The following is a 25,022-nucleotide window of genomic DNA, read 5'->3' on the forward strand; positions in this document are numbered from 1 at the left end:
TCAGGCCTCGACGATCGGCGGCAGGCGATAGCGTCCGGTCAGCAGTTCCGGCTTGGCCAGATAGGCGCGCATGAACAGGGCGAACGGGGCCGCCGGCGCCGGCAGCCAGTTGGAGCGCTTCTCCTCCCCCGGATCGGCGTGTCCGATCCAGATGTCGAGGGAGCCGTCGTCGTTGTAGGCTAGGCCCTGGGTGCGGTCGCCAATGGCGAAACGCGCCAACGGGTTCTCGGCGAAGAAGTACTGGCCGTCGTCGGTCGCCTCGTAGAGGGAGAGGGACCAGAAGCTGTCCACCGGGATCAGCCGGTCGGCGGGGAAATGCAGGCGCCAGTTGCGCTCCCCGTCATAGAGCCCGCCCGGCAGGTGGCCCTCGGCGCGCATGTACATCGCCTCCACCGGCGGCAGGGCGGCCAGGCCCGACAGGGCCACCGCCGCGCGGTATCCATAGTCCTGGCCGAAGTTCCCAAGGCTCGGCTCGGGATAGGACCAGCCGTCGATGAAGGTATCGCCGCCGAGGCCCGACTTGCGCGCCTCCTTGCGCGCCTCGGCCACGCCCGCCTCGATCTCGGCGACCTCCTGCGGGGTGAAGCGGGCCGGGTCGAACCCTTCGCCCAGACCCAGGGGGGCGATCCGCCGCAGGATCGCCCGGTCCGTCACAGGCGGCGGATTGGCCGCCATCAGCCGCGCGGCGCTGGCGAAATAGGCCGCCCACCCATCGGAGCGGGCCGCCTCGGCCGGAGGCGGCGGCGCGGCGGGCCCTTGCATGGAGAGCCCGCCCTGCACGGCCTTGGCCGCCTCGGCGTCGTGCGGGCCGTCCACCAGCACCCGGGCCAGGGCCCAGACGTGGTTGGTCGGCGAGCGGACGACGTTGGCGCCCTCCGCGGCTTCGTTCGGACCCACCAGGGTGAAGACGCCGCCGTCCGGCCCGGTGGTGCGGGTGCCCAGGATGGCGAAGTTGTTGGTGTAGGCGTCCATCAGCGCCAGCGACAGGTAACGCTCGCCGGACGGCGGCACGACGATGCTGACCGGCCCGTGCGACAGGTCCACCTGGGCCGTGGAATAGAAGGTGTCGTTGTTCGGCGTAGTCACCGCCCGGTGCCGGTGGTCGGCCAGGCGGCGCACATGGGTGAAGACGTTCATCTGCTGGCCAAGGGCCATCACCCGCGAGCGCGTGGTGGCGATCTCGATCAGCGGCAGGGCGTACAGCCAGGCCTCGCGCGCCGCCGTTCTAAGATCCGCCATGGTGCTCTCCCCTAGGTGTCCTGCCTCGTTCGCCGGCCGAGGTGGCGGGCGGCCTCCTGCGCCTCGCTCCACCAGCGCCGCACCATCTCCCCAGCCTCGCCTGACCTGGCCAGGCTCGCGCCCTGGCCGGCCCACAGCGACAGCATGTCGGCCTCGCCGGCCTTGGCCGCCGCAGCCCGCAGCGGCTGGGTGAGACGATTTTGCACGGGGTATGCCGGAACCTCGTCCTCCGCAACCCGCATCTGCCGCATGAAGCGGTTCTCCAGGCCCCGGGCGTGGCGGCCGGTGAAGGCGCGGGTGAGCCGGGTCGCCTCGTCGCCGGCCCCGGCCAGGGCCGCCCGCCACGGCGCGCTCACGCCGGTCTGGTCGGACAGGAGGAACGCCGTGCCCATCTGCGCCGCCGCCGCGCCCAGCGCCAGCACGGCGGCCACGCCGCGCCCGTCCATGATCCCGCCTGCGGCGACGACCGGCAGGTCCACGGCCGCACGGATGGTGGCCACCAGGGGCAGCGTCCCCACCAGGCTCGCTTCGGTCTCGGCCAGGAAATGGCCCCGATGTCCGCCGGCCTCGAAGCCCTGGGCGCAGATCCCGTCGGCCCCGACCTCGGCCCAGGCCCGCGCCTCAGCCACCGTCGTCGCCGTCCCCACCACAAAGGTCCCCGCCCGATGCAGGGCGTCCACCTGTTCGCGGGAGAGGACGCCGAAGGTGAAGGAGGCGACCGGCGGGGCGGCGGCGGTCAGGGCCGCGAGCTGCGCCTCGAAATCCGGTGCGAAGTCGTTCGGCGCCTCCGGAAGCGGCGCGCCGAGCTGGGCGTACCAAGGCGCGAGCCGCTCCAGCGCCCGGCTCACCACCTCCCCGTCGGGCCGCGCCGGCGGCAGGACGAAGAGGTTCACGCCGAACGGCCCCGGCGAGCGCGACTTGAGCCGAAGCACCGCCTCGCCGATCGCCTCGGGCGAAAGGGCGCCGGCGCCGATGGAGCCCATACCGCCGGCCGCGCCGACCGCCAGGGCCATCTCCTCGGTCGACGCCCCGACCATCGGCGCCTGCAGGATCGGGACCGGCAGGGAGTCCAGCAGGTCCGACAGGCTCATCCCTGGTTCTCCGTCCGCGCCGCCTTCTGCCTGGCGAGCTTCTCCAGCACGCGGCCGCGGCCGCGGGACAGGGCGGTGACCACGCCGCGCAGGGTGCGCACCTCCTGATCGGTGAACCTGGCGCGGGCCAGGGCGGCGCGCAGGTTCTGCACCATCGAAGGCGTCTTTTCGGGGGGATGGAAGAAGCCGGCTGCCTCAAGCTCCCGCTCCAGGTGTTCGTAGAGCCCCAGCATCGCTGCGCCGTCGGCCGGCGGCGCGCCATCGCGGAACGCCGGCGGCGGCACCGCCGCCTGGGTCATGCGCCACTCATAGGCGTTCAGCGCCACGGCCTGAGCCAGGTTGAGCGAGCGGAAGCGCGGATCGATCGGAATGGTCACCACCGCCTGACACAGGGCGATGTCGGCGGTCTCGAGACCCGCCCGCTCGCCGCCGAACAGCAGGCCGGTGCGCAGGCCCGCCGCGCTGGCCCTCGCAAGTTCGGCCGCCGCCTCGCGCGGCGTCATGACCGGCAGAGTCAGTTCCCGGGGCCGTGCGGTGGTGGCGAACACCAGTTGCAGGTCGGCGATGGCGTCCTCGACCCGCGTCTTCACCACCGCATCGTCGAGCGGCCAGTTCGCCCCCGACGCCGAGGCCCACGCCCGCTCCTGGGGCCAGCCGTCCCGCGGGTTGACGAGGCGCAGCTCGGAAAGCCCGAAGTTGGCCATCACCCTGGCGCAGGCGCCGATGTTCTCGGCCAGCTGCGGGGCGTTGAGGATGACGCAGGGAGGAGGTGCGGCGGACATGGGGTCTATCTGACCGCTGCGGCCTCAAATGCAAGCCTGAGCCTCCGCCGCCAGCCAGGCGCCGAAGGCGTCGAGCGCCGGGCTCGACGGGCGGGACTTCAGCCAGGTCAGCCAGTAGGCCCCGCGCCCGGACTCGACGGCGAAGGGCCGGACCAGCCGTCCGCTCGCTAGGTCGCGCTCGAACATGGCCGCCGGGACCAGGGCCGCGCCGGCGCCCTGGGCGGCGGCCTCCGCCATCACGAAGGAGGAATCGAACACCGGCCCGCGCAGGGTGGGGCACGCCTCCCCCGCCGCCGCGAACCAGGCCGGCCAGTCGTCGGCCCGGTAGGAGCGCAGCAGCACCTCGCCCTTCAGGTCCGCCGGCCGGGCCAGGCGCTCGGCCACGGCCGGGGCGCAGAGCACCGTCAGCGGCGCGGCCATCAGGCGGAGGGCTTCGGTGCCGTGCCAGGCGCCGTCGCCGAAGCGTATGGCGCAATCCAGCCCCTCCCCCGCCAAGTCCACCCGGTTGTTGTTGGTCGACAGGCGCAGGTCGACGAACGGGTGTTCCGCGGCGAACCGCTCCAGGCGCGGCATCAGCCAGCCGACCGCGAAGGTGCCCACCGCCCCCACCGCCAGCACTTCTCGCATGCGCCCGCCCTCGAACCGCTCCACCGCCTGCCCCAGCCGGTCGAAGGCCTCGCGCAGGGCCGGCAGCAGCGCCTGACCTTCGTCGGTCAGGGCGAGGCCCCGAGGCAGGCGCCGGAACAGCGTCACGCCCAGACGCGCCTCGAGCCCCTTCACCTGATGGCTCACCGCCGCCTGGGTGACCGACAGCTCCAGCCCAGCGCGGGTGAAGCTTAGGTGGCGCGCCGCGGCCTCGAAGGCGCGCAGCCCGTTAAGCGGCAGGTGCAGGCGGGACATGTGCGAAGCCCGAATTTTTCTCGGGTCATCGGCAAGGTATCATCGTTTGCGCAGGTGCGCCCCGCGCGCCAGTTTCCCTTCCGCAACGGAGGGCGGGAACATGATCGGGCGGCGCGAACTGATCCTGGGGCTGACCAGCGGCGGCTTGGCCGCGGGCCTGGCGGGCGCAGCGGCGGCGCAGGGCAAGGGCGCCGCCGGAGCCTTGCCCCTCCAGCGGTTGCAGGCGCTCGAGACGCGCAGCGGCGGTCGGCTGGGCGTGGCCATCGTGGACGTATCCAGCGGCGCCGGCCTGCGCCACCGGGGCGGCGAGCGCTTCGCCATGTGCAGCACCTTCAAGGCCTTGGCCGCCGCAGCCGTGCTGGCGCGTGTGGACGAAGGCCGAGACAGGCTTGGGCGCCGCATCGCCTACGCCGAGTCCGACCTCGTCGCCTATTCGCCGGCCACCAAGCGCAACGCGGGCGCCGGCATGACGCTTGACGCGCTCTGCGAAGCCGCCGTCACGCTCAGCGACAACACCGCCGCCAACCTGATCCTGAAGACCCTCGGCGGCCCGGCCGGACTGACCGCCTGGCCGCGCTCGATCGGCGATCCGACCACCCGCCTGGACCGCTGGGAGCCGGAGCTCAACACCGCGATCCCGGGGGATCCGCGCGACACCACCACGCCGGACGCCATGGTCGAGACCCTGCGCAGCCTGATCCTGCGCCGCGCGCTCACCCCGGCCTCCCGCGCCAGGCTCACCGGCTGGCTGGTGGGAAACAGGACCGGAGACGCCCGCCTGCGGGCCGGGTTGCCCAAGGGCTGGCGCGTCGGGGACAAGACCGGCACCGGGCCCGAGGAGACCGGAACCTCCAACGACGTGGCCATCGTCTGGCGCGCCTACGGCCGTCCGGCGCTCGTCGCCGCCTACCTCACCCGCTCCGGCCTGGACGGGCCGGGCCGCGACGCGATCCTGGCCGAAGTCGGGCGCATCGCCGCCGAGGTGCTCGCCTAGCAGGCGCGCGCCTGCGGAAATCGCGCCCTGCGAGGCTATGTTGACGCTCCGTGCCCTTTGCCGCGGGCGCTAGGACCGCTATACGGCCTCAACCCTCGCAATCGCCCTGGAGCGCTTCGCCCTCATGGCCAAGATCAAAGTCGCCAACCCCGTCGTCGACATCGACGGGGACGAGATGACCCGCATCATCTGGAAGATGATCAAGGACAAGCTCATCTTCCCGTTCCTCGACCTGCAGATCGACTATTACGACCTGGGCATCGAGCATCGGGACGCGACCGAGGATCAGGTCACCATCGACGCGGCGAACGCCATCAAGAAATACGGCGTCGGCATCAAGTGCGCGACGATCACCCCGGACGAAGCCCGCGTCGAGGAATTCAACCTCAAGAAGATGTGGAAGTCGCCCAACGGCACGATCCGCAACATCCTGGGCGGGGTCGTCTTCCGTGAGCCGATCATCTGCCGCAACGTGCCGCGCCTGATCCCGGGCTGGACCCAGCCGATCATCGTCGGCCGCCACGCCTATGGCGATCAGTACCGCGCCACCGACTTCCGCGTGCCGGGTCCGGGCAAGATGACCATCAAGTGGGAAGGCAAGGACGGCCAGACGATCGAGCACGAGGTGTTCGACTATCCCGGCTCCGGCGTGGCCATGGCCATGTACAACCTCGACGAGTCGATCCGCGAGTTCGCCCACGCCTGCTTCGCCTACGCCCTGGACCGCAAGTATCCGCTGTACCTGTCCACCAAGAACACGATCCTCAAGGCCTACGACGGCCGCTTCAAGGACCTGTTTGCGGAGATCTTCGAGGCCGAGTACGCCGCGCGCTTCAAGGAAGCGGGCATCACCTACGAGCACCGCCTGATCGACGACATGGTCGCCGCGGCGCTCAAGTGGTCCGGCGGCTTCATCTGGGCGGCCAAGAACTACGACGGCGACGTGCAGTCCGACGAGGTGGCCCAGGGCTTCGGCTCGCTCGGCCTGATGACCTCGGTGCTGATCACCCCCGACGGCAAGACCATGGAGGCCGAGGCCGCCCACGGCACCGTCACCCGCCACTACCGCCAGCACCAGCGCGGCGAATCGACCTCGACCAATTCGATCGCCTCGATCTTCGCCTGGACCCGGGGCCTGGCCTTCCGCGCCAAGCTCGACGGCAACGCCGAGCTGGCCCGCTTCGCCGAGACGCTGGAGAAGGTGTGCGTCGCCACCGTCGAAGGCGGCTCCATGACCAAGGACCTGGCGCTGCTGGTCGGCGACACCCAGGGCTGGCTGACCACCGAGGGCTTCATCGACAAGGTCGCCCTCAACCTGGAAAAGGCCCTGGCCGAGCCGGCCTGATCCGACTTCCCAGATGATCCGGGCGGCCGCCGCGCCGCCCGGCGGGGGCGCGCTTCGCCTTGGACCTCCTCCTGCGCATCGCGCCCTTCTTCGCCCTGATCGCCGCCGGCGCCGTCGCCGGGCGGACGGGCCTGCTGAACGCCAGCCTCGGCGGCTGGCTCAGCGCCTACACCTTCTGGATCGGCTTTCCGGCCCTGCTCATCCGCTGGCTGGGCGACGCGCCCCCGCCGGACGCGGCGCTGGCGCGCGACCTCGTCGCCTACGCGGCGGCCATGGGCGCGGTGCTCGCCGCCGCCCCCCTGATCGGCCGCGCCCTGGGCTTCCCCCGCGAGGCCAACGCAGGGCTGGCCATGACCTCGGCCGTCGGCAACACCGCCTTTCTCGGCGCGCCCCTGGCGGTCTCCCTGTTCGGCGAGGCCCTGCGCGCGCCGGCGGCCGCCGTGGTGGCCGTGGACTTCATCCTGCTGATGGCGCTGTCGATCGCCGTGCTGCAGTCCGGCAAGCCGGACGGGCGGGTCACGATCGCCCTTCGCCGGGTGCTCCTGAACCCCACCGTCGGCGGCGCGCTGGTCGGACTGTTGCTATCCCTCGGCCATGTGCGGCTCCCACTCCTCGTCGATCGTCCGCTCTCCTGGCTGGCGGCCACAGCCAGCCCCGTGGCCCTGGTCGCCCTGGGCGGCCTGATCGGCCGTGAGCGCGAACCGCCGGGGGCCGCGGACCTGGGTCCGCTCGGCCTCACCCTGGCTATCAAGCTCCTCCTGGCCCCCGTCCTGGTGTGGTTCGCCCTGGGCTTCGCCGGCGCCTCGGGCGAGGTGCGCGCCGCCTTCACCCTGCTGGCCGCCTGCCCCACGGCGGTGAACGTGTTCATCCAGACCCGCGCCCTCGACATCCACGCCCGCGGGGCCGCCCTGGCCGTGATCGCCGGCACGGTCGTCAGCGCCGCGAGCCTGTCGGTCCTGACTCATCTGCTGGTCGGCTGAAGCGGCTTTGTTCTTGTTTTGTTCGATTAGCGCGCTAGGCTTCCCGCCTTAAGACGGGAGACCTCACATGATCGGCTATGTCACCATCGGCGCCCTCGACGTCGAAGCCGCCCTGCCCTTCTACGACTCCCTGCTGGGGGCGATCGGCTACGAGCGGGCGTTCTTCGAAGGCGGCTGGGCGGGCTACGGCCCCAAGGGCAAGCCCCAGAACATCTATGTCTGCCCGCCCTTCGACGGCGAGCCAGCCCGTCCCGGCAACGGGATCATGGTCGCGCTGCGCGCCCCGAGCGAGCAGGCGGTGCGCGAAGCCTACGCCGCCGGCCTCGGCGCCGGCGGACGCGATGAAGGCGCCCCGGGCCCGCGGCCGGCGGACTCCACCAGCTTCTTCGGCGCCTATCTGCGCGATCCGACCGGCAACAAGCTCTGCGTGTTCACGACGCCGGCGAGCTAGGCGAGCGGCTCAGCCCGCCAGCGCCGCCTTCACCGCGGCCAGACCCTCGGCGGCCTTGGCGCCGTCGGGGGCTCCCCCCTGGGCGAAGTCCGGCCGGCCGCCGGCGCCTTGCCCGCCCATGGCCAGGACGGCGGCCTTGGCGAGTTCGGCGGCGTTCAGCCGCTCCTTCGCCGCGCCGGTGACCGCCACGGTGACCGCCGCCTTGCCCTCGGCCACCCCGACCAGGGCGATGACCCCATCGGCGACCTGCTTCTTGAACTCCTCGGCGATGGGACGCAGGTCCTTGCCGCCGACGCCGTCCATCACCCGGGCGAGCAGCTTGACCCCGCCGACCTCCTCGATCTCGGGCGCGCCGCCCCCGGCCCCGCCGCCCATGGCGAGCTGGCGCTTGGCGTCGGCCAGTTCCTTCTCAAGCTTGCGGGCCTGGGCCGACAGGGCCTCCACGCGGCCGAGGACCTCGCCCACCGGGACCTTGAACTGGTCGGCCAGGGACTTGGCGACGGACGCCTGCTCCTGCAGCCACAGCCGCGCGGCCTCGCCGGTGAGGGCCTCAATGCGCCGCACCCCGGCGGCCACGCCGCCTTCGGAGACGATCTTGAAGAGGGCGATGTCGCCGGTGCGGGCCACGTGGGTGCCGCCGCACAGCTCCACCGAATAGGCGCCTTCTCCCTCCAGCGCCTGGCCGAGGGTGAGCACCCGCACGCTGTCGCCGTACTTCTCGCCGAACAGGGCCATGGCCCCCGCCTCGATGGCCGCCTGGGGCGCCATCTCCTCGGTCCGCGCGGGCATGTTCTGACGGATCACTGCATTCACCTCGGCCTCGATCCGGGCGATCTCCTCGCCGGTCAGCGGCTGGCCGTGGCTGAAGTCGAAGCGGATCCGCTCGCCGTCGACCATCTGGCCCTTCTGCGAGACGTGCGGCCCCAGAACGTGGCGCAGGGCCGCGTGCAGCAGGTGGGTGGCCGAGTGGTTGGCCCGGGTGGACATGCGCCGCTCGGCGTCGACCATCAGGTGGACGCGGTCGCCGCTGGCCAGTTCTCCCTCCAGGATCTCCAGGTGGTGGACGAAGAGGTCGCCGGCCTGCTTCTGGGTGTCGGCCACCCGCCCGCGGCCGCCCGGCCATTCGACCTCGCCGGTGTCGCCGGCCTGGCCGCCGCTCTCGGCGTAGAAGGGGGTGCGGTCAAACACGGCCTGAACCGCCTGGCCCTTGCCCGCCTTGTCGACCTCGGCGCCCTCGACCACCAGGGCCAGGAGTTCGCCGGTGGCCTCGACGGCCTCATAGCCGACGAATTCGGTCGGCCCCAGGCGATCGCGGATCGCAAACCATTCGGCGGCCTGGGCCTGCTGGCCCGAGCCGGTCCAGGCTTCGCGCGCCTGCTCGCGCTGGCGGGCCATGGCCGCGTCGAAGCCCTGGAGGTCCACGGTCAAGCCCTTGGCGCGGACCGCGTCCTGGGTCAGGTCGAGGGGGAAGCCGTAGGTGTCGTAGAGCTTGAAGGCGGTGTCGCCGGGCAGCACGCCGCCGGGCGGCAGGCTCGCGGTCGCCTCGTCCAGCAGGGCCATGCCGCGGCCAAGGGTGCGGCGGAAGCGCTCTTCCTCCTGGCGCAGGGTCTCGACGATCACCGGCTCGGCCCGGCGCAGTTCCGGATAGGCCTCGCCCATCGCCTGCACCAGCACCGGCGCCAGGCGGTGCATCAGCGGCTCCTCGGCGCCCAGGAGGTGGGCGTGGCGCATGGCGCGGCGCATGATCCGGCGCAGCACGTAGCCGCGGCCCTCGTTCGAGGGGCTGACGCCGTCGGCGATCAGGAAGCTGGACGAGCGCAGGTGGTCGGCGATCACCCGATGCGACGGGCCGTTCGAGCCGGAGCCCGTCAGGGCCCGCGACGCCTCGATCAGGGTGCGGAACAGGTCCACGTCATAGTTGTCGTGCACGCCCTGCAGCACCGCGGCGATACGCTCCAGGCCCATGCCCGTGTCGATCGAGGGCTTGGGCAGGTCGACGCGGCGGCCGTCCGCGAACTGCTCGTACTGCATGAAGACCAGGTTCCAGATCTCCACGAACCGGTCGCCGTCCTCGTCCGGGCTGCCCGGGGGGCCGCCGGCGATATGCTCGCCATGGTCGAAGAAGATTTCCGAACACGGGCCGCAGGGGCCGGTGTCGCCCATGGACCAGAAGTTGTCGCTGGTGGCGATGCGGATGATCCGCTGGTCCGGCAGGCCGGCGATCCTGCGCCACAGGCCCGCGGCCTCGTCGTCGGTGTGGTAGACCGTGACCGTCAGCCGATCCGGGTTGATCTGGAACTCCTTGGTCAGGAGCGTCCAGGCCAGTTCGATCGCACGCTCCTTGAAGTAGTCGCCGAAGGAGAAGTTCCCCAGCATCTCGAAGAAGGTGTGGTGGCGGGCGGTGTAGCCGACGTTGTCCAGGTCGTTGTGCTTGCCGCCGGCGCGGACGCACTTCTGCGAGGAGGCCGCGCGCGGGGCCGGCGGGCTCTCGGCGCCGGTGAAATAGTTCTTGAAGGGCACCATGCCGGCGTTGACGAACAACAGCGTGGGATCGTTCTGCGGCACGAGCGGGGCCGAGGGCACGATCAGGTGATCGTTCCTCTCGAAATAGCCCAGGAAGGTGGAACGGATGTCGTTGAGGCTCGGCATGGCGATCAGGGACTTCGTCTAAGCGACTTGGTGTGCGCCCCGTCGCTGCGCAAGCAGCGCCGGGCGGGCGACCGTTTACGGGACTTGGCGCCGGTCGCAAAGAAAAAGGACGTCCGGACGGGGATCCGGACGTCCTTTCCCGGTCTCGAGGCGCCCGCGTGGGGGCGCGTTCGGGCAGGCGACGGGTTGGCGGGCCGCCTCGCCCTGGAGAGACGGCGCCTCGAGACGAGAGGGTTTCTGGCGGCGTGCGCCCGCGTAGGGCGCACCCACCGGCGGGAGGTCAGCCCTCCTCGCCGTCCTCCGGTCCGCCGACCAGGAGCTCCTCCTCGATCTTGGGGGCGTTGCCGCGCACCGCCCGCTCGATCTCGTCGGCGAGGTCCTTGTTGGCCTTGAGGAACTCGCGGACGTTGTCGCGGCCCTGGCCGATGCGCTGGCTGTTGTAGGAGAACCAGGAGCCAGACTTCTCGATCACCCCGGCCTTGACGCCCAGGTCGATGATCTCGCCCAGCTTGGAGATCCCCTCGCCGTACATGATGTCGAACTCGACCTCGCGGAACGGCGGGGCGACCTTGTTCTTCACCACCTTGACCCGGACATTGTTGCCGACGATCTCGTCGCGCTGCTTGACCGAGCCGGTGCGGCGGATGTCCAGGCGCACCGAGGCGTAGAACTTGAGCGCGTTGCCGCCCGTGGTGGTCTCGGGGCTGCCGTACATCACCCCGATCTTCATACGGATCTGGTTGATGAAGATGACCAGGGTCTTGGCCTTGGAGATGGAGGCGGTCAGCTTGCGCAGCGCCTGGCTCATCAGGCGGGCCTGCAGGCCGGGCAGGCTGTCGCCCATCTCGCCCTCGATTTCGGCCCGCGGCGTCAGGGCCGCCACCGAGTCGATGACGATCACGTCGACGGCGCCGGAGCGCACCAGGGTGTCGGTGATTTCCAGCGCCTGCTCGCCGGTGTCCGGCTGGGAGACCAGCAGGTCGTCGAGGTTGACCCCCAGCTTGTGGGCGTAGACCGGGTCGAGCGCGTGCTCGGCGTCGACGAAGGCGGCGGTGCCGCCGGCCCGCTGCACCTCGGACACCACGTGCAGGGCCAGCGTGGTCTTGCCCGAGCTTTCCGGCCCGTAGATCTCCACGATCCGCCCCTTAGGCAGGCCCCCGATGCCGAGGGCCAGGTCCAGCCCCAGGGAGCCGGTGGACACGGACTCGATCTCCACGACCTTGCCCTTGTCGCCCAGCTTCATCACCGAGCCCTTGCCAAAGGCCCGATCGATCTGCGCCAGCGCCGCTTCCAGCGCCCGCTGCTTGTCACCGTCTTCTTTCGCCACGAGCTTCAACGCCGACTGACTCATTTCCAGAGCCCCTTATCCCATGATTCCGCCAACCCGACCGGCTGACGCTCGGCGCGCCCGTCGTTGACCAAACGCGTACCGCGTTTGTTCCATGTTCGCAAGATGTTCTTTTTCCTCGGCGATTATACCTTTGACAAACCCACGGGGCCTGATACCTTAGCGGACAAGGAGTTGAGCCATGTCCGTTCTGTCCAAGCCCTATTTCCACGATGAAGCCGAAGCGTTCCGTTTTGTGGAGGCGATGCTGTGGCCGGAAGGCCCCGTTTGCCCGCACTGCGGCTGCACGGGTCGGACCTATGCGCTCCAAGGCGTTCGTTCCAAGGCGACCAAGAAGAACCCCGAGGGCGTCGTCCGCCACGGCCTGAAGAAGTGCGGCGACTGCCGTAAGCAGTTCACCGTCCGCATCGGCACGATCTTCGAGGAAAGCCACCTGCCCCTGCACAAGTGGCTTCAGGCGATCTTCCTGATGTGTGCGAGCAAGAAGGGCGTGAGCGCTCACCAGCTGCACCGCACGCTGGAGGTCACCTACAAGACGGCCTGGTTCCTGGCGCACCGCATCCGCGAAGCCATGAAGGATGGCGGCTCTACCCCGATGGGCGGCGCTGGCGTCGTTCTGGAGGTCGATGAAACCTTCCTCGGCAAGCAGGCGACCATCTTCGTGTCCGGCAAGGGCTGGCAGCAACGTCGCGGTACGGGCGACATGCGCAAGATCGTCTCCCTGGTGGAGCGTGGCGGTCGCGCTCGCTCCATCCACGTGGACAGCCTCCAGAAGGAAGAAATGGTCCGCGCCATGCAGACGGCGGATCGGGCGAGCGTCCTGAACACGGACCAAGCCCAGCACTATCGCCGGATCGGCAAGGAGTTCGCCGACCACCAGTCCGTGGACCACGGCAAGGACGAGTACGTGCGTTACGACGCTGGCGCCCTGACCACCACGAACACGGTCGAAGGCTTCTTCAGCATCTTCAAGCGCGGCATGAAGGGCGTCTATCAGCACTGCTCCGAACAGCACCTGCACCGCTATTTGGCGGAATTCGATTTCCGCTACTCGAACCGCGTCGCCCTCGGCGTGGATGATCAGGAGCGGGCGAACCGCGCGCTGAAGGGCGTGGTTGGCAAGCGCCTGACCTATCGGTCAACTGACGAGCGGGCTGAAGCCACTCAAGCGTAAGCGGCCGCGCCCTCACTCCCGCTGGAGGACGAGGAAAAGCAAGCGCAGCAATGGAAAGACTCTGAAATCAACGACTTAGCAAGCATGTGATTCTGTTGACTTTTATCGTTGCGAACATTATAATCTAAATAAATGGGCCGTCGTATGTCGGTCGGCGTTGGGCTGCGGGCAACCGTGGCCTTTCGCTTTTCAGGGGAACATTTTAAGGCCGTGTCCCACGACCTCTCCCCCAACGCTTCGGAGCTTGCCCTTGATCGCCCGCCAGTCTCGGCGCGACTCGTCGCCAGTCTCCACAAATCGGCAGGCGGCGTAAGCGACAAGGTCCGCATACTGATGTCCGGAAACGTTTTCCTCCTTTGTCCGAAAATCGGCATCGAAGGGAAAGCGCTTGCCTCGATAGTTTCGTCCGCCGCAGATTTCTTCAAACCAATCGAGCGTGCGGCGATCTTCATTGCGACCGCGCTTTTCAAAGACACACAGCAGGCGATGCCCCTTGAGCAACTCACCCTCCCAATGCATGTGGAGCCGCTCCAACAGGAACTGAAGGCTCAGGAAGAACGGGTCTTCAGGGTAGATATAGCGCCCTTTGAGTCGCTCCTTGTGAACCGCCGCAGTGACGAGACACCCATCAAGATTTTCGATGGCCCAACCAATCGCATCCATGAACTCAGCGCGCACGTCATCATCAGCGAGAATATGAAACGGCGGGCTACGCTTTCGAATTTTCTGACCATGGAACACAATCGTCTCCGTGCCCCAAAAGCTGTATTTCACTTGCAACAAATTCGGGACCGCGCTGGCAAGATATTGATCGACCGTCGATGTAAGGGCGCACTGAGCGCAAACTGGGAACTTCGGATCGATCTTTTTGAGCTCAAAGTCGCCAGACTCGTCAATGAAGGCGATCAGGTGTGGTCGCGGGAGCTTCGCCATGGACGATAAGAAAGCTGAACAACGTCAGGTGGACAAGTTCAAAGACCTCGCCCGCGAGCTAGAAGCGGACGAGGACGAGGCCGCCTTTGAGGAACAGGTGAAGAAGGTGGCGAAGAAGGAGCCGCCGCCCAAGCGCGACAACCCTGAGTCAAATTGACTCACCGTTAACCGTATCGCAGCCGGTTGATTCGATTATGCTTTCCCTAAACGGGAGAGTTCCATGTCAGACGCCACGTACAACCTCAACGGAGGCTTCAAGCCGACGCTGAAGCGCTTCGCCGATCTGAGCGGTCCAGACTTCTTCCCGACGCCCGCATGGGCGACTCACGCGTTGATCGACAACGAGAAATTCAGCGGCGCCATTTGGGAGAGCGCCTGCGGCAACGGCGCTATGTCCACGGTTCTGGACCACGCTGCGCGCTCGGTTACGAGTTCGGACCTGTACGATCGCGGCTTCGGGGAGGCGGGCGTGGACTTCCTCGGCGCCGACTGGTGCGCCGACAACATCGTGACCAACCCGCCGTACAATGCCGCTGAGGGCTTCGTGAAGTCGGGCGTGAAGCTGGCCCGGCGCAAGTTCGCCCTGCTGCTTCGCCTAGCCTTCCTTGAGGGCGCGAACCGAGCCAACACGATCTTCGCGGAAACCCCGCCCAGCCGGGTTTGGGTGTTCAGCGAGCGCATCACCTTCTATCCGGCTGGCGCGGTGCAGCAAGGCAGCGGCACCACAGCGTATGCGTGGTTCGTATGGGACAAGGACGCTCCCAGCGGCACTGAACTCAAGTGGTTCAAGCCCGGCTACAAGGCTCGCTACAACTAGGCGATCCTGCGCCTGCCGGCGTCTGTGATGGTCAGTCGGCGCGGCTGATAGGTCGCATAGCCTTCAGCGACGATGTTTCCCTCGGTCTTTCTGTGCGAGACGAGGTTACGCACCTGCTGTTCCCACATCTCTTCGCCAGGACGGGTCGGCGAGGGCGCGCGGTCCTCGGCCGAAAGCGCAAGATGGGTTGGAAGCTCTTTCTTGATCCTAGGGATCGTCGCCGAACCATTAGGCTGCGCCGCCATGACGCGCAGCGCCGCTATGCCGACCTGGGCCTCTGTAACTCTTGGCATTTTCGCCTCCCCACAACTTGAGGGGAGAGCGTGACTCCGATCACACGCTTAGGCAAGTGGGTGTGTCAAAGACATATATGCCTTTTCCTCCCCCTACCCCGCCCCAACGTCAACATGGTTTGCTGCGGCCGACAGAACGCCAGAGGAAGCGCGCCATGGACTTTCCCCTCCCCAACGTCTCCACCGACCTGACCGGCCAGACCGCCTTCGTCACCGGGGCCTCCTCGGGGCTGGGCCGGCGCTTTGCGCAGGTGCTCGCCGCCTGCGGGGCGAAGGTGGCGATCGCCGCCAGGCGGATGGACCGGCTGGAGACCCTGGCCGCGGAGATCCGCAACGCCGGCGGCGTGGCCGAGCCGATCGAACTGGACGTCGCCGACGACGAGGCCCTCGCCCCCGCCATCGCCCAGGCCGAGGCCGCCCTCGGCACGGTGACCATCCTGGTGAACAACGCCGGCATCCCGGACGCCCAGCGCGCCCACAAGATGCCGCTGGACCTGATCAACCGGGTGATCGACGTCAACCTGCGCGCGCCCTACGTGCTGTCCTGCGAGGTCGCCCGGCGCCTGATCGAGATCAAGACTCCGGGCCGCATCGTCAACATCGCCTCGATCGCGGCCTTCGAGTACGCCGGCAACGGCGCGGCGCTCTATTCGATCACCAAGGCCGGGGTGATCCGCATGACCGAGGCGCTGGCGGTCGAGTGGGCGCGCTTCAACATCAACGTCAACGCCATCGCGCCGGGCGCCTTCGCCTCGGAGATGATGGACGGCATGCTGGAGCGGGTAGGCGACATCTCCCAGCACTTCCCGAGGAAGCGCCTGGGCCAGCCGGCGCAGATGGACTCCACCCTTCTGTTCCTGGTCTCCCCGGCCTCGGAGTGCGTGACCGGGACCTTCGTGAAGATCGACGACGGCCAGGGCCCCCGCTAGGGCCGTGCGGATCGAGCCGGTGCACGCGCGGCGCATGGAGGCCTGAGGCGGTGGCGAGCGCGGACTTCTACGGTGCCGACCTGGCCGGCGTGCACGCCGCGGCTTTCGAGGGACTGGCCCAGGCGGCGGGGCGGGCGCTGCTCGGCGGGCTTTCCGTCCGCGAGGGCCGGGTCCTCGACCTCGGCTGCGGGGCCGGCGCCCTCAGCCGGCTGGTCGCGGACGCGGGCCTGTCGCCCTGGGGCGTGGACGTGTCGGCGGCCATGCTGGAGATCGCACGCCGGCGCGTGCCCGAGGGCGAGTTCGTGCAGGGCTCGGTGTTCGAGGTCGAGCCGCCCCAGGCCATCGCCGCCTGCGCCGTGGGCGAAGTCGTCAACTACCTCACGGCGGACGCGGACGATCCGGCGCGGCTGGGCGCGCTCTTCGCCCGCCTGCACGCAGCGCTGCGCCCGGGCGGGCTCCTGCTGTTCGACGCCGCCGCCCCCGGGCGGGCGGGCGGCGGCGGCCGCGCCTTCACCGAAGCGGCGGACTGGGCGGTCGGCGCGATCAGCGAGGAGGACGGTCAGGGCGTCCTCACCCGCCGCATCACCAGCTTCCGCCGCCTCGACGACGGCCGCTGGCGGCGCGCGCACGAAATCCACCGCCTGCGGCTGTGGCCGACCGCGATGGTGATGGCGCAGTTGCAGGCGGCAGGCTTCGCCGCCGAGACGATGGCGGCCTATGGAGACCTGAGGCTTCCAGCCGGGCTCGTCGCCTATGCGGCGAGGAAGCCCGAACGGTCCTAGCGCTCGGCCATCGCGCGGACCGGCGCCGAGGCCTTCGCCTGGGCCAGGGTCTCGCGGTAGCAGTCGGAGCGGACGATCGCCATCTTCATCATCCGCACGCTGCCGTCATAGGCGCCGCAGGCGGCCAGGGCGGCCTTCTCCAGGCGACGGTCCAGACGGGCCACGTCGGCCGGCTTGGCGAGGTCGAGGTCGCCGACCTGCACGGTTTCGGAGCCGTGGCCCGCGGGGGCCGCGCTGACCGCGCCCGCGGCCAGCATCGCCGCGATCGAGGAGGTGAGGATGTCAAGCATGATCGTTTTCCCTGGTCGTTCTTTTCGAGGTCGCAGGGCGCTCTGCGGCGCTTTTGGGCTGGCGACGACGAAAAGATAGGCGCTCGGGGGCCGCGCCGCGAGGCCTGGTCAACGAGTACAAGGGAAATTGACCGTCAGAAGCCGCGCTCGTCGAGCCAGGCGCCGACGGCGGCCACGGCCGTCGGCAGGAGGTCCGGCCGCTCGATGTAGTAGTGGTCGGCCCCCTGCACGTCGATATAGCTCTTGTCCCTGGACGCCACGGCCTCGAACAGGCGCCGGGCGTGGCTGGGGGTGCAGGCCAGGTCGGCGGTGTTGTTCACCGTCAGCACCGGGCAGGAGATGCGCGCGGCGTTCTTCTCGCCATGGGCGCGGCTCTCGTCGTAGCTCCACTGCGACAGCCAGGAGCGCAGGGTGGTGAATCGGGCCAGGCCCACCGGCCCCTCGTTGGCGATCCGCGGATCGCCGAGATAGCAGGTTCGGGGCCGCCGGTCGGAGGGATCCTGCGTCGGATCGGTCCAGCGCACGTCGCACATGGTGCCGTGGACGACGAAGGCCCGCTCCATGTCCGGGTCGCCGGCCGCCTTCAGCTCGGCCAGGGTGGCCTTCACCCGTGCGGTGATGCGGCGGTTGCGGGCGATCTGGGCCTCGCGGAAGCGGGCGACGAACGCTTCGGAATACGGCGGCTGGTGCGGACAGCGCGGGTCGTAGATGTTGAGGTCCACGGCTCGCTCGAAGGGCTTGTCCTCGTCGAGGATGGAGGGGTCCATCCATTCGGTCAGGGTGACGGAGCGGCTGATGTGGGCGGCCAGCAGCATCACGCCGTCGGCCGGCTGCAGCTGCGCCCCGACCAGGTCCACCGGATCGCCCGCGGGCGTCTCGGTGATGGTCGGATGCTCGGCCTGGTCCTGGTAGAACAGCGACAGCGAGCCCCCGCCCGACCAGCCGCCGAGCACGACCTTCTCGTAGCCGAACCGCCGCTTCAGGTCGGCGACGCAGGCCCCCAGGTCCAGCACGCACTTTTCGAGGATCAGCGCGGTGTCGTTTCCCCGATAGCGGGTGTTGCAGTAGACGACGTGACGGCCGGCCCGGGCGAGCGCGGTGACGAGCGGCAGGAACGAGCCGCCGCCGATCGGATGGCTGAACAGGATGCAGGTCCTGGACTCGCCCGTCTCGGGGCGGATGCGCATGCATTCGACGAACACCTGCCCGGTGGGCCCGCCGTAGACCTCCTTCAGGCGGCTCGTTTCCTTGTAGGTGTAGCCATAGGGCTCGCGCACCACGTTCATCGTCGTCTCCCCGCCTCGCCCGCGGCTTGCCCGCGCGCCGTTTTGTGATTATCGAATCAGAAAACCTGGGAGCAAAGTCAAGAATGGCGAGGTCCGACGCTGCGGTCCTGCCGGCCGGAAAAGGCGAGCGCACCGCCGCGCGCATCCGCGCCGCCGCTCTGGACCTGTTCTCCCGCCTGGGGTTCGAGCGCACCACCCTGGCCGACATCGCCGCCGCGGCGGGGGTCTCGCAGCCGGCGCTGCACTACCACTTCCAGGACAAGGCCCAGCTCTGGCGCGCCGCCATGCTGGAGCTGCGCGCGGTGATCGCCGAGGAGGAGCGCCTGCTGGACGTCGCCGCGGACGCGCCGGCCATCGTCCAGCTTCGCATGGCGCTTCGCCTGTTCCTGAAGATCAGTTGGGAGCATCCGGCGCTGGGCCGCATCGTCGCCCTGGAAGGCATGGCCGGCGGCGAGCGGATGCAATGGCTGGAGGCCCACCTGACCGGGCCGCGCAACCGGCGACTGGTCGAGCTCGCCCGCGCCGCGATCGCGGCCGGCGACCTGAGGTCCTTTCCGCCCGAGCAACTGGTGATCACCCTGCAGGCGGCGGGGGTGGGCGTGATAAATCTGCGCCCGATGATGGAGCTGACCTTCGGCCGGCCCCTGGACGAGGCCTCGGCGCGTGCGGCGCACGAGGAGATGATCATCGACGGCCTGCTGGGCGGCCTTCTGGCCCAGCCGAAACCCTGAGGGCGGCCCGACACCGCCCCATACGGAGGAAGTCCATGAGCCCGCAACAGCCCAGCGGCGTCCATCACCTGGCCTTCATGGCCGCGGACATCAAGAAGCACATCGCCTTCTTCTCGGAGGTGATGGGCTGTCCCCTGGTGGCGCTCTTCGACATGCACGGCGTCCCCGGCGGGCTTCACGCCTTCCTGCGGATGAACGCGCATTCCTATTTCTCGATCGTGCAGTTGCCTGGCGCGGCCGAAGCCCCGATCGTGCTCGGCCACACCCACGCCGGCTCCGGGGCCCTGCCCAGCGCTCCGGGCACGCTGCAGCACCTGGCCTTCCGCGCCGACACCGAACAGGATCTGATCGCCCTGCGCGACCGCATCCGCAGCCATGGCGTCAACGTCATCGGCCCGATCGATCACGGCATGTGCAAGTCGATCTATTTCGCCGGTCCCGACCAGATGACCCTCGAAGTCGCCACCCCCGGCGCCCCGATCGACCCGGACCTGTGGATCGACCCGGCGGTGCTGGAGAAGGCCGGCATCTCCGACGAGGAGGCCGCCCGCTTCCGCTCGCCGGCCGCCTATACGGGACCGAGCCCGGTGCCCCAGCCCCCCTACGATCCGGCCAAACCGCACATGGCCTATCCGAAGGAGGCCTATCTGAAGATGCTCGCCGCCCCCGACGAGGCGATCACCGCCGGCGCCTCCTACGCCGAACCTCCGGTCAAGGCCAAGGCGCACGCCTGAGCCCCGGCGGGCGTGAAATCCGGGCGTTCGTAACCCCCGGCGCCTGAATTCGCGCTATGGGCGCAGGATCGCCTTGGTTTCGCCCCACCGGCATTGAATTCGGTCCGGCCCAATTCGTTAACGAACGCCAGCCGGACGCCGAATGCGCCCCACGACGCCTGCCGACAGACCCGCGCCGCGCTCCGGCCTGCCTCGCCGGCAGGTGCTCGCCGCCGTGCCGCTGGCCCTCGCCGCCGGCCCGGCGCTGGCCGCGACGGCGGGCGGCTTCGGCCTCGACGACGTGGCGGCCCTGGCCCGGGCCCGCGCGCGCCGGCCCTATCGGGCGCCGGCGGCCGACCTGCCGGCCGCCCTCGCCGCGCTCTCCTACGACGCCTACCGCGACATCCGCTTCGCCCCGGACCATGCGCTCTGGGCGGACGAGGGCCTGCCGTTCCGCCTCCAGTTCTTCCATCGCGGCGGCTTCTTCAAGGACCGGGTCGACCTCTACGAGGTGCGCGACGGCCGGCCCGTCCCCATCGCCTACGCCCCCGAGCGCTTCACCTTCGGCCGCGAGTTCCCGTCCGGCCCGCCCCAGGGCCTGCGCCCGGACCTTGGCTTCGCCGGCTTCCGCATCCACGCGCCGATCAACCGGCCGGACTATTTCGACGAGGTCGCCGTCTTCCTCGGCGCTTCCTACTTCCGCGCCGTCGCCAGGGACATGCACTACGGCCTGTCGGCCCGCGGGCTCGCGATCGGCGCCGGGGCGCCGGGGGAGGAATTCCCGGTCTTCCGCACGTTCTGGATCGAGCGGCCGGGCCCGGACGCGACCGCCCTGACGGTCCACGCCCTGATGGACAGCCCCAGCCTCGCGGGCGCCTATCGTTTCGTAATCCGCCCCGGCGTGACGACCGTGTTCGACGTGTCCGCCCGGCTCTTTCCGCGGGCGGCCCTGGACCACGTCGGCGTCGCCCCCCTGACCAGCATGTTCCTCTACGGCGTCGATCCGGCCCGCAGGTTCGACGACTTCCGCCCCCAGGTCCACGATTCCGACACCCTGCTGATGGCCAACGGCGCCGGCGAGCGCCTGATCCGCCCCCTGGCCAATCCGGCGCATGTCCAGACCTCCGCCTTCGCCGACCGCGCCCCGCAGGGGTTCGGCCTGCTGCAGCGCGAGCGAGATTTCTCGGCCTATCAGGATCTGGAGGCCCGCTACGAGGCTCGCCCAAGCCTGTGGGTCGAGCCGCGCGGGAACTGGGGCGCGGGGGAGGTGCGGCTCGTGGAGCTTCCCTCCCGGTCGGAGGCCGACGACAACATCGGCGCCTTCTGGACCCCCGCCCGGCCCCTGGCGGCCGGCCGCGAGGCCGCCTTCGACTATCGGCTGCACTGGGGCCCTGATCCGGCGCCCGCGACGGCGCTGGCTCGGCTGGTCGACTGGCGCACCGGCGCAGGCGGCGTGCCCGGCGGCCCCGATCCGGGCGCGCGGCGGCGCTTCGTTCTCGACTTTTCGCCGCTGAATGACGGCGGCCTCGCCGCCGACGTGGTGGCCAGCGCCGGCGCCGTCTCCCAGGCGGTGCTTCATCCCAATCCCAAGACCGGCGGTCAAAGGCTCAGCTTCGAGTTCGATCCCGCCGGCGCACCCGTGTCCGAGCTGCGCGCGCAGCTCCGGCGGTCGGGGACACCCTGTTCGGAGGTTTGGCTTTACCGATGGCTCGCCTAGCTCGCCCGGCCGTTGCGGCCGCAAGACCATCCTCGCCCCGCCCGCTTGGACCGGCCATGCGGATCATGCCGCCGCGCACCCCCCTGGCCATGCCGGTGCAGGACCTGTCGGCCAAGGCGCCCCGGAGCGCGGCCGGGGCGCGCCTGATGGCGGGCGTGGCCTGGCGAAGGGCTGTGTTGCTGGGGACGACCCTCGCCCTGACCCTGGTCGGTTGCGCTGTGATGGCCCGGCTGCTCGGGCCGGGCGGCTTCGGTCCGGTCGACGCCGCCGCCCTCGGCCTTTTCGCCGTGCTCTTCGCCTGGGTCGCCTTCGCCTTCGTCAGCGCCGTGGCCGGCTTCGTGCTGATGTGGCGGGACGCCGGCCTGGAACCATGGCGTCCGCAGCCGGTGATCTTCACCCGCACGGCCCTGCTCCTGCCCACCTACAACGAGGACCCCGGACGCATCCTGGCGGCGGTCCAGGCGATCCACGAGGAGCTCCAGGCCAAGGGCGTGGCCGAGCTCTACGACATCTTCGTCCTGTCCGACACGCGCGATGCGGCGGTCGCCGAGGCCGAGGTCACCGGCGTCATGCGCCTGCGCCTGCGGCTCGATGCGGCCGAGCGCATCTTCTACCGCCGCCGGCCCCTCAACCTCGACCGTAAGGCCGGCAACATCGCCGACTGGGTCAAGGCCCACGGCGGCGCCTATGAGTCGATGATCATCCTGGACGCCGACAGCCTGATGGGCGCGGACACCATCATCCGCCTGACCGCGGCCATGGAGCGCGAACCCCAGACCGGCCTGATTCAGACCCTGCCCACGATCATCGGCGCCCAGACCCTGTTCGCCCGCGTCCAGCAGTTCGCCGGGCGGCTCTACGGGCCGATCATCGCCCTGGGTCAGGACTGGTGGTCGGGCGCGGAGGGCAACTACTGGGGGCACAACGCGATCATCCGCACCCGCGCCTTCGCCGCCTGCGCGGGCCTGCCCCACGTCGAGAACGCCGGCCCGTTCTCCGGCCACATCATGAGCCATGACTTCGTGGAGGCCGCCCTGCTTCGCCGAGGCGGCTGGGCCGTCCGCATGGCCGCGGGCCTGGGCGGCAGCTACGAGGAGAGCCCGCCGTCCCTCATCGACATGGCCGTGCGCGACCGCCGCTGGTGCCAGGGCAACCTGCAGCACTCGGCGATCCTGGGCGCCGGCGGCTTGCACTGGGTCAGCCGCCTGCACCTGGCCCGGGGCGTCCTGGCCTATCTCACCGCCCCGCTGTGGCTGGGCTTCCTGCTCCTGGGAGGATTGGTCTGGGCCGAGCAAGCCCGCGCGAGCGGTGCGGCCGGACATGGCGCCGCCGCCTGGCTTTTCGGCGCAACCATGGGCCTGCTGCTGGCGCCCAAGGTCCTGGGAGCCCTGGCCGTGGCGCGCGGCGCCCTCGCCCGCCGTGCGTGCGGCGGGGGCGCGCGCCTGGCGCTGGGCGTGCTGGCCGAGAACCTGGCCTCGGCCCTGGCCGCGCCGGTGATGATGCTGATGCACAGCCGGGCCGTCTTCGACGTCCTGCGTGGCCGCGACGCCGGGTGGGCGACCCAGCAGCGGGACGATGGACGCCTGTCCCTGCGCACCGCCTGGGCCCGGCACCGGGTGCACACCGGCCTGGGCTTCGCCGCCGGCGCCGGCGCCTGGCTCCTGGACCCGGCGTTCTTCGCCTGGTCGAGCCCGATCGTCCTGGGCCTGGTCTTCTCCATCCCGCTGTCGATGTTGAGCTCGCGGGGCGACCTCGGGCGCGCCTGCCGCGAGGCCGGGCTCTTCCTAACTCCTGAGGAGACCACGCCCCCGGAGATCGCCGTCCGCGCCGCAGCCTTGCGGGCCGCCTACGCGGCCGAAGCCGCGCATCGGCAGGAGATCGCACGCCTGATGCGCGCCCCGGTCCCCTGCCACGTCCCCGCCGTGCAAAGAACGCCGGCCTACGCCTGAGGCTGAAGGAATCCCCCATGAATGTCGGCGGCTGCGCCTGCGGCGGCGTCCGATTCGAGATCGACGGCGAACTGGAGGCGATCCAGCTCTGTCACTGTTCGGTCTGCCGCAAGTCCAACGGCTCGGCCTTCGCCGCCAACATCCCGGTGCGGACGGCGGCCTTCCGCCTGACCTCCGGCGCGGACCTGCTGCGCGAGTTCGAGTCCTCGCCCGGCAAGCGCCGCACCTTCTGCGGAGCCTGCGGCTCTCCGATCCACAGTCGCACCGAAGCACTGCCCGGCGTCGTGCGCCTGCGCGCGGGAACCCTGGACGGGCCGGTGGCGGCTCGGCCCGCCTTCCACTTCTACGTCGGCTCCAAGGCCGACTGGTGGGACGTTACGGACGCCCTGCCGCAGCACCAGGGTCCGCGGCCGGCGTGACGCGGGCCACGCCGCCGCCGGGCAGCCGCGCCACATAGCTTCCGAACCGGGCGTCGGGCCGCATGTAGTCGGTCGAGACGTACTGCGCCCCGGAGGCGAACGCGGCCTCCCGGCGCACGGTATCCCCCGAACGCGCTTCGACAGTGTCGGCGTCGGCGCGGGTGCGCACGATCAGGCCCGCCGCCAGGGCCCCGGCGATGCGCTCCCTCTGCTCGATCGGTTCGTTCAGCGTGATGTAGCCGGCCGCCGGGCTGGTCTCTTCGATGTTGACGAACATCACCCGTCCCTCCAGCGAGCGGCGCGCGCCGCGATAGAGGCCGACCTGCTCGGGCGGCGCGTCGAGGGCGAACATCACCTTGCCCCTCGCCTGCTTCAGCGTCGGCCAGGCTCCGGCCGCGGCCGCTTCGCGCAGGCTGGGGTGCGCGCCCTGCACCTGGTCCGGCGTGATCATCTCGTCCTCCGCGAAGACCGAGCGGATCTCGGCGTCCACCAGGTCCATCGCCGCGGCGTCGAACGCCAGCGCCTCGACCGAGCCTGGCACCTCCTTCAGGGGTCCCTCTTTCAGATTGAGCAGGATCAGCACCGGCACATGCTCCGGATGGGCCTTGGACCAGCTCCGCACGGCTTGCAGACAGCCCACGAAGGTCGGGCAGACGCTGCGGTAGTCCACGTCCTGGACATGCATGGTCTTCAGGCCGGGGCCCTTCAGGGGAGCGAAATCATAGGCCTCGCCCGCCCCCGCCATCCGGTGCAGGACCGGGTCGGCGTAGCGGCCGCCGTCCGGATCGTAGAGCACGTCCAGCTCCAGTTGGCGGGCCCCGTCGTCCAGTTGCTCGGCGAGGGGCCGGTGGGCGTAGTCCAGGCCGGCCGCCTGCTTCGGCGCGGCGGCCTTGAGCAGCGCCATCTCCGAGGGGGCGATCGCCAGCTTGTAGGAATTGTGCGTGCCCACCGCCTGCAGGGCGTTGATCTTCAGGGCGTCCACCGCCTCGCGGGTGCAGCCCGGCGCGCCGGACGGGCGCTCCAGGTCGCAGTCGGCGGACACGGTCAGAGCGGCGGCGAGGATGAGGCCTTGGATCATGAGCGGCTTCTAGCGCCGCTGAATGGCGGCGTCATGACAAACGCAACGGGGCGGCGAGCGCGGCGGCCCGCCTCAACCCACCGTAACCCAAGAATTTCTCAATGCTTGGCGTGGTAAACGCGGGTCCTGGGA

Annotated in this window: 25 protein-coding genes; 14 read left to right on the plus strand and 11 right to left on the minus strand. The window is 70.0% G+C overall.

Going from position 1 to position 25,022, the window contains the following annotated elements; genetic code table 11:
* From ACK4YQ_RS13195 to ACK4YQ_RS13210, 4 genes are read right to left on the minus strand one after another with little or no spacing between them, the layout of a single operon-like run.
* Positions 1-1,239, minus strand: coding sequence for a DUF1254 domain-containing protein (locus tag ACK4YQ_RS13195; RefSeq protein ID WP_409611877.1), 1,239 nt, complete (start codon positions 1,237-1,239; stop codon positions 1-3).
* An 11-nt stretch (positions 1,240-1,250) separates the two neighbouring features.
* Positions 1,251-2,330 carry an NAD(P)H-dependent flavin oxidoreductase gene (locus ACK4YQ_RS13200; protein ID WP_409611878.1) on the minus strand — a complete coding sequence of 360 codons (1,080 nt, stop codon included), beginning with the start codon at positions 2,328-2,330 and terminating at the stop codon, positions 1,251-1,253.
* A complete protein-coding gene (locus ACK4YQ_RS13205; protein WP_409611879.1) occupies positions 2,327-3,112 on the minus strand; it encodes an RNA methyltransferase in 786 nt (261 codons plus the stop codon). Before ACK4YQ_RS13205 ends, ACK4YQ_RS13200 begins: the two co-directional genes overlap by 4 nt.
* 24 nt (positions 3,113-3,136) lie before the next feature.
* On the minus strand, positions 3,137-4,012 hold the full coding sequence (locus ACK4YQ_RS13210) for a LysR family transcriptional regulator (RefSeq protein ID WP_409611880.1): 876 nt from the start codon (positions 4,010-4,012) through the stop codon (positions 3,137-3,139).
* A 100-nt stretch (positions 4,013-4,112) separates the two neighbouring features.
* On the opposite strand from ACK4YQ_RS13210, the gene bla reads away from it, so the two are divergent.
* The 4 genes from bla (at position 4,113) to ACK4YQ_RS13230 (ending at position 7,782) form a co-directional block, all read left to right on the plus strand.
* Entirely contained in the window at positions 4,113-5,006 is an 894-nt protein-coding gene (bla, locus tag ACK4YQ_RS13215) for a class A beta-lactamase (protein WP_409611881.1), read from the plus strand.
* Between the two features lie 124 nt (positions 5,007-5,130).
* Positions 5,131-6,351 (plus strand): NADP-dependent isocitrate dehydrogenase, encoded by a 1,221-nt coding sequence (locus ACK4YQ_RS13220; protein WP_409611882.1) that lies wholly within the window; start codon positions 5,131-5,133, stop codon positions 6,349-6,351.
* 59 nt (positions 6,352-6,410) lie between these two features.
* Positions 6,411-7,331: an AEC family transporter gene (locus ACK4YQ_RS13225; RefSeq protein ID WP_409611883.1), complete on the plus strand. Its 921-nt coding sequence runs from the start codon at positions 6,411-6,413 to the stop codon at positions 7,329-7,331.
* A 67-nt stretch (positions 7,332-7,398) separates the two neighbouring features.
* Entirely contained in the window at positions 7,399-7,782 is a 384-nt protein-coding gene (locus tag ACK4YQ_RS13230; protein ID WP_409611884.1) for a VOC family protein, read from the plus strand.
* A gap of 9 nt (positions 7,783-7,791) precedes the next feature.
* Here ACK4YQ_RS13230 and alaS read toward each other — a convergent pair whose 3' ends face one another.
* A complete protein-coding gene (alaS, locus tag ACK4YQ_RS13235; protein WP_409611885.1) occupies positions 7,792-10,431 on the minus strand; it encodes an alanine--tRNA ligase in 2,640 nt (879 codons plus the stop codon).
* 280 nt (positions 10,432-10,711) lie between these two features.
* The gene (recA, locus tag ACK4YQ_RS13240; RefSeq protein ID WP_409611886.1) at positions 10,712-11,782 is read right to left on the minus strand and encodes a recombinase RecA; all 1,071 of its coding nucleotides are present in this window, start codon (positions 11,780-11,782) and stop codon (positions 10,712-10,714) included.
* Positions 11,783-11,960: 178 nt separating this feature from the next.
* Here recA and ACK4YQ_RS13245 point away from each other — a divergent pair, with 178 nt between their 5' ends.
* The gene (locus ACK4YQ_RS13245) at positions 11,961-12,953 is read left to right on the plus strand and encodes an IS1595 family transposase (RefSeq protein WP_409611887.1); all 993 of its coding nucleotides are present in this window, start codon (positions 11,961-11,963) and stop codon (positions 12,951-12,953) included.
* 189 nt (positions 12,954-13,142) lie between these two features.
* Here the strand turns inward: ACK4YQ_RS13245 and ACK4YQ_RS13250 are convergent, their stop codons facing one another.
* A complete protein-coding gene (locus ACK4YQ_RS13250; protein ID WP_409611888.1) occupies positions 13,143-13,886 on the minus strand; it encodes a DUF3800 domain-containing protein in 744 nt (247 codons plus the stop codon).
* Here ACK4YQ_RS13250 and ACK4YQ_RS13255 point away from each other — a divergent pair.
* Both ACK4YQ_RS13255 and ACK4YQ_RS13260 read left to right on the plus strand, forming a co-directional pair.
* Positions 13,885-14,043 (plus strand): hypothetical protein, encoded by a 159-nt coding sequence (locus ACK4YQ_RS13255; RefSeq protein WP_409611889.1) that lies wholly within the window; start codon positions 13,885-13,887, stop codon positions 14,041-14,043. The two genes, ACK4YQ_RS13250 and ACK4YQ_RS13255, sit on opposite strands and share 2 nt — an antisense overlap.
* A 63-nt stretch (positions 14,044-14,106) precedes the next feature.
* Entirely contained in the window at positions 14,107-14,703 is a 597-nt protein-coding gene (locus ACK4YQ_RS13260) for a hypothetical protein (protein ID WP_409611890.1), read from the plus strand.
* Here ACK4YQ_RS13260 and ACK4YQ_RS13265 read toward each other — a convergent pair.
* Entirely contained in the window at positions 14,700-14,996 is a 297-nt protein-coding gene (locus tag ACK4YQ_RS13265; protein WP_409611891.1) for a hypothetical protein, read from the minus strand. The genes ACK4YQ_RS13260 and ACK4YQ_RS13265 overlap by 4 nt on opposite strands.
* Before the next feature lie 155 nt (positions 14,997-15,151).
* On the opposite strand from ACK4YQ_RS13265, the gene ACK4YQ_RS13270 reads away from it, so the two are divergent.
* Together ACK4YQ_RS13270 and ACK4YQ_RS13275 are read left to right on the plus strand one after the other, a co-directional pair.
* On the plus strand, positions 15,152-15,925 hold the full coding sequence (locus tag ACK4YQ_RS13270) for an SDR family NAD(P)-dependent oxidoreductase (RefSeq protein ID WP_409611892.1): 774 nt from the start codon (positions 15,152-15,154) through the stop codon (positions 15,923-15,925).
* 50 nt (positions 15,926-15,975) lie between these two features.
* Positions 15,976-16,707, plus strand: coding sequence for a class I SAM-dependent methyltransferase (locus ACK4YQ_RS13275; protein ID WP_409611893.1), 732 nt, complete (start codon positions 15,976-15,978; stop codon positions 16,705-16,707).
* Here ACK4YQ_RS13275 and ACK4YQ_RS13280 read toward each other — a convergent pair.
* Entirely contained in the window at positions 16,704-16,997 is a 294-nt protein-coding gene (locus ACK4YQ_RS13280; protein ID WP_409611894.1) for a UrcA family protein, read from the minus strand. The two genes, ACK4YQ_RS13275 and ACK4YQ_RS13280, sit on opposite strands and share 4 nt — an antisense overlap.
* A gap of 134 nt (positions 16,998-17,131) precedes the next feature.
* Positions 17,132-18,283 (minus strand): alpha/beta hydrolase family protein, encoded by a 1,152-nt coding sequence (locus ACK4YQ_RS13285; RefSeq protein WP_409611895.1) that lies wholly within the window; start codon positions 18,281-18,283, stop codon positions 17,132-17,134.
* An 83-nt stretch (positions 18,284-18,366) separates the two neighbouring features.
* Between ACK4YQ_RS13285 and ACK4YQ_RS13290 the strand changes: the two genes are divergently transcribed.
* The 5 genes from ACK4YQ_RS13290 (at position 18,367) to ACK4YQ_RS13310 (ending at position 23,812) form a co-directional block, all read left to right on the plus strand.
* Positions 18,367-19,014 carry a TetR/AcrR family transcriptional regulator gene (locus ACK4YQ_RS13290; protein ID WP_409611896.1) on the plus strand — a complete coding sequence of 216 codons (648 nt, stop codon included), beginning with the start codon at positions 18,367-18,369 and terminating at the stop codon, positions 19,012-19,014.
* Positions 19,015-19,049: 35 nt separating this feature from the next.
* Positions 19,050-19,748, plus strand: coding sequence for a VOC family protein (locus ACK4YQ_RS13295; protein ID WP_409611897.1), 699 nt, complete (start codon positions 19,050-19,052; stop codon positions 19,746-19,748).
* A gap of 142 nt (positions 19,749-19,890) precedes the next feature.
* The gene (locus ACK4YQ_RS13300; RefSeq protein WP_409611898.1) at positions 19,891-21,444 is read left to right on the plus strand and encodes a glucan biosynthesis protein; all 1,554 of its coding nucleotides are present in this window, start codon (positions 19,891-19,893) and stop codon (positions 21,442-21,444) included.
* A 56-nt stretch (positions 21,445-21,500) separates the two neighbouring features.
* Complete coding sequence (gene mdoH, locus ACK4YQ_RS13305; RefSeq protein ID WP_409611899.1) at positions 21,501-23,393, plus strand: glucans biosynthesis glucosyltransferase MdoH; 1,893 nt, start codon at positions 21,501-21,503, stop codon at positions 23,391-23,393.
* A gap of 17 nt (positions 23,394-23,410) precedes the next feature.
* On the plus strand, positions 23,411-23,812 hold the full coding sequence (locus ACK4YQ_RS13310; protein ID WP_409611900.1) for a GFA family protein: 402 nt from the start codon (positions 23,411-23,413) through the stop codon (positions 23,810-23,812).
* On the opposite strand, the gene ACK4YQ_RS13315 is transcribed toward ACK4YQ_RS13310, so the two are convergent.
* Entirely contained in the window at positions 23,769-24,890 is a 1,122-nt protein-coding gene (locus tag ACK4YQ_RS13315) for a phosphatidylinositol-specific phospholipase C1-like protein (protein WP_409611901.1), read from the minus strand. The genes ACK4YQ_RS13310 and ACK4YQ_RS13315 overlap by 44 nt on opposite strands.
* Positions 24,891-25,022 lie beyond the last annotated feature (132 nt).

The organism is Phenylobacterium sp. (genome assembly GCF_046291545.1).
Lineage (GTDB): Bacteria > Pseudomonadota > Alphaproteobacteria > Caulobacterales > Caulobacteraceae > Phenylobacterium.

What these genes read in the sequence shown, in the direction of transcription:
- ACK4YQ_RS13195 (WP_409611877.1), bottom strand. Translation starts at nt 1,239, where the DNA reads ATGGCGGATCTTAGAACGGCGGCGCGCGAGGCCTGGCTGTACGCCCTG.
- ACK4YQ_RS13200 (WP_409611878.1), bottom strand. Translation starts at nt 2,330, where the DNA reads ATGAGCCTGTCGGACCTGCTGGACTCCCTGCCGGTCCCGATCCTGCAG.
- ACK4YQ_RS13205 (WP_409611879.1), bottom strand. Translation starts at nt 3,112, where the DNA reads ATGTCCGCCGCACCTCCTCCCTGCGTCATCCTCAACGCCCCGCAGCTG.
- ACK4YQ_RS13210 (WP_409611880.1), bottom strand. Translation starts at nt 4,012, where the DNA reads ATGTCCCGCCTGCACCTGCCGCTTAACGGGCTGCGCGCCTTCGAGGCC.
- bla (WP_409611881.1), top strand. Translation starts at nt 4,113, where the DNA reads ATGATCGGGCGGCGCGAACTGATCCTGGGGCTGACCAGCGGCGGCTTG.
- ACK4YQ_RS13220 (WP_409611882.1), top strand. Translation starts at nt 5,131, where the DNA reads ATGGCCAAGATCAAAGTCGCCAACCCCGTCGTCGACATCGACGGGGAC.
- ACK4YQ_RS13230 (WP_409611884.1), top strand. Translation starts at nt 7,399, where the DNA reads ATGATCGGCTATGTCACCATCGGCGCCCTCGACGTCGAAGCCGCCCTG.
- alaS (WP_409611885.1), bottom strand. Translation starts at nt 10,431, where the DNA reads ATGCCGAGCCTCAACGACATCCGTTCCACCTTCCTGGGCTATTTCGAG.
- recA (WP_409611886.1), bottom strand. Translation starts at nt 11,782, where the DNA reads ATGAGTCAGTCGGCGTTGAAGCTCGTGGCGAAAGAAGACGGTGACAAG.
- ACK4YQ_RS13245 (WP_409611887.1), top strand. Translation starts at nt 11,961, where the DNA reads ATGTCCGTTCTGTCCAAGCCCTATTTCCACGATGAAGCCGAAGCGTTC.
- ACK4YQ_RS13255 (WP_409611889.1), top strand. Translation starts at nt 13,885, where the DNA reads ATGGACGATAAGAAAGCTGAACAACGTCAGGTGGACAAGTTCAAAGAC.
- ACK4YQ_RS13250 (WP_409611888.1), bottom strand. Translation starts at nt 13,886, where the DNA reads ATGGCGAAGCTCCCGCGACCACACCTGATCGCCTTCATTGACGAGTCT.
- ACK4YQ_RS13260 (WP_409611890.1), top strand. Translation starts at nt 14,107, where the DNA reads ATGTCAGACGCCACGTACAACCTCAACGGAGGCTTCAAGCCGACGCTG.
- ACK4YQ_RS13265 (WP_409611891.1), bottom strand. Translation starts at nt 14,996, where the DNA reads ATGCCAAGAGTTACAGAGGCCCAGGTCGGCATAGCGGCGCTGCGCGTC.
- ACK4YQ_RS13270 (WP_409611892.1), top strand. Translation starts at nt 15,152, where the DNA reads ATGGACTTTCCCCTCCCCAACGTCTCCACCGACCTGACCGGCCAGACC.
- ACK4YQ_RS13280 (WP_409611894.1), bottom strand. Translation starts at nt 16,997, where the DNA reads ATGCTTGACATCCTCACCTCCTCGATCGCGGCGATGCTGGCCGCGGGC.
- ACK4YQ_RS13285 (WP_409611895.1), bottom strand. Translation starts at nt 18,283, where the DNA reads ATGAACGTGGTGCGCGAGCCCTATGGCTACACCTACAAGGAAACGAGC.
- ACK4YQ_RS13290 (WP_409611896.1), top strand. Translation starts at nt 18,367, where the DNA reads ATGGCGAGGTCCGACGCTGCGGTCCTGCCGGCCGGAAAAGGCGAGCGC.
- ACK4YQ_RS13295 (WP_409611897.1), top strand. Translation starts at nt 19,050, where the DNA reads ATGAGCCCGCAACAGCCCAGCGGCGTCCATCACCTGGCCTTCATGGCC.
- ACK4YQ_RS13300 (WP_409611898.1), top strand. Translation starts at nt 19,891, where the DNA reads ATGCGCCCCACGACGCCTGCCGACAGACCCGCGCCGCGCTCCGGCCTG.
- mdoH (WP_409611899.1), top strand. Translation starts at nt 21,501, where the DNA reads ATGCGGATCATGCCGCCGCGCACCCCCCTGGCCATGCCGGTGCAGGAC.
- ACK4YQ_RS13310 (WP_409611900.1), top strand. Translation starts at nt 23,411, where the DNA reads ATGAATGTCGGCGGCTGCGCCTGCGGCGGCGTCCGATTCGAGATCGAC.
- ACK4YQ_RS13315 (WP_409611901.1), bottom strand. Translation starts at nt 24,890, where the DNA reads ATGATCCAAGGCCTCATCCTCGCCGCCGCTCTGACCGTGTCCGCCGAC.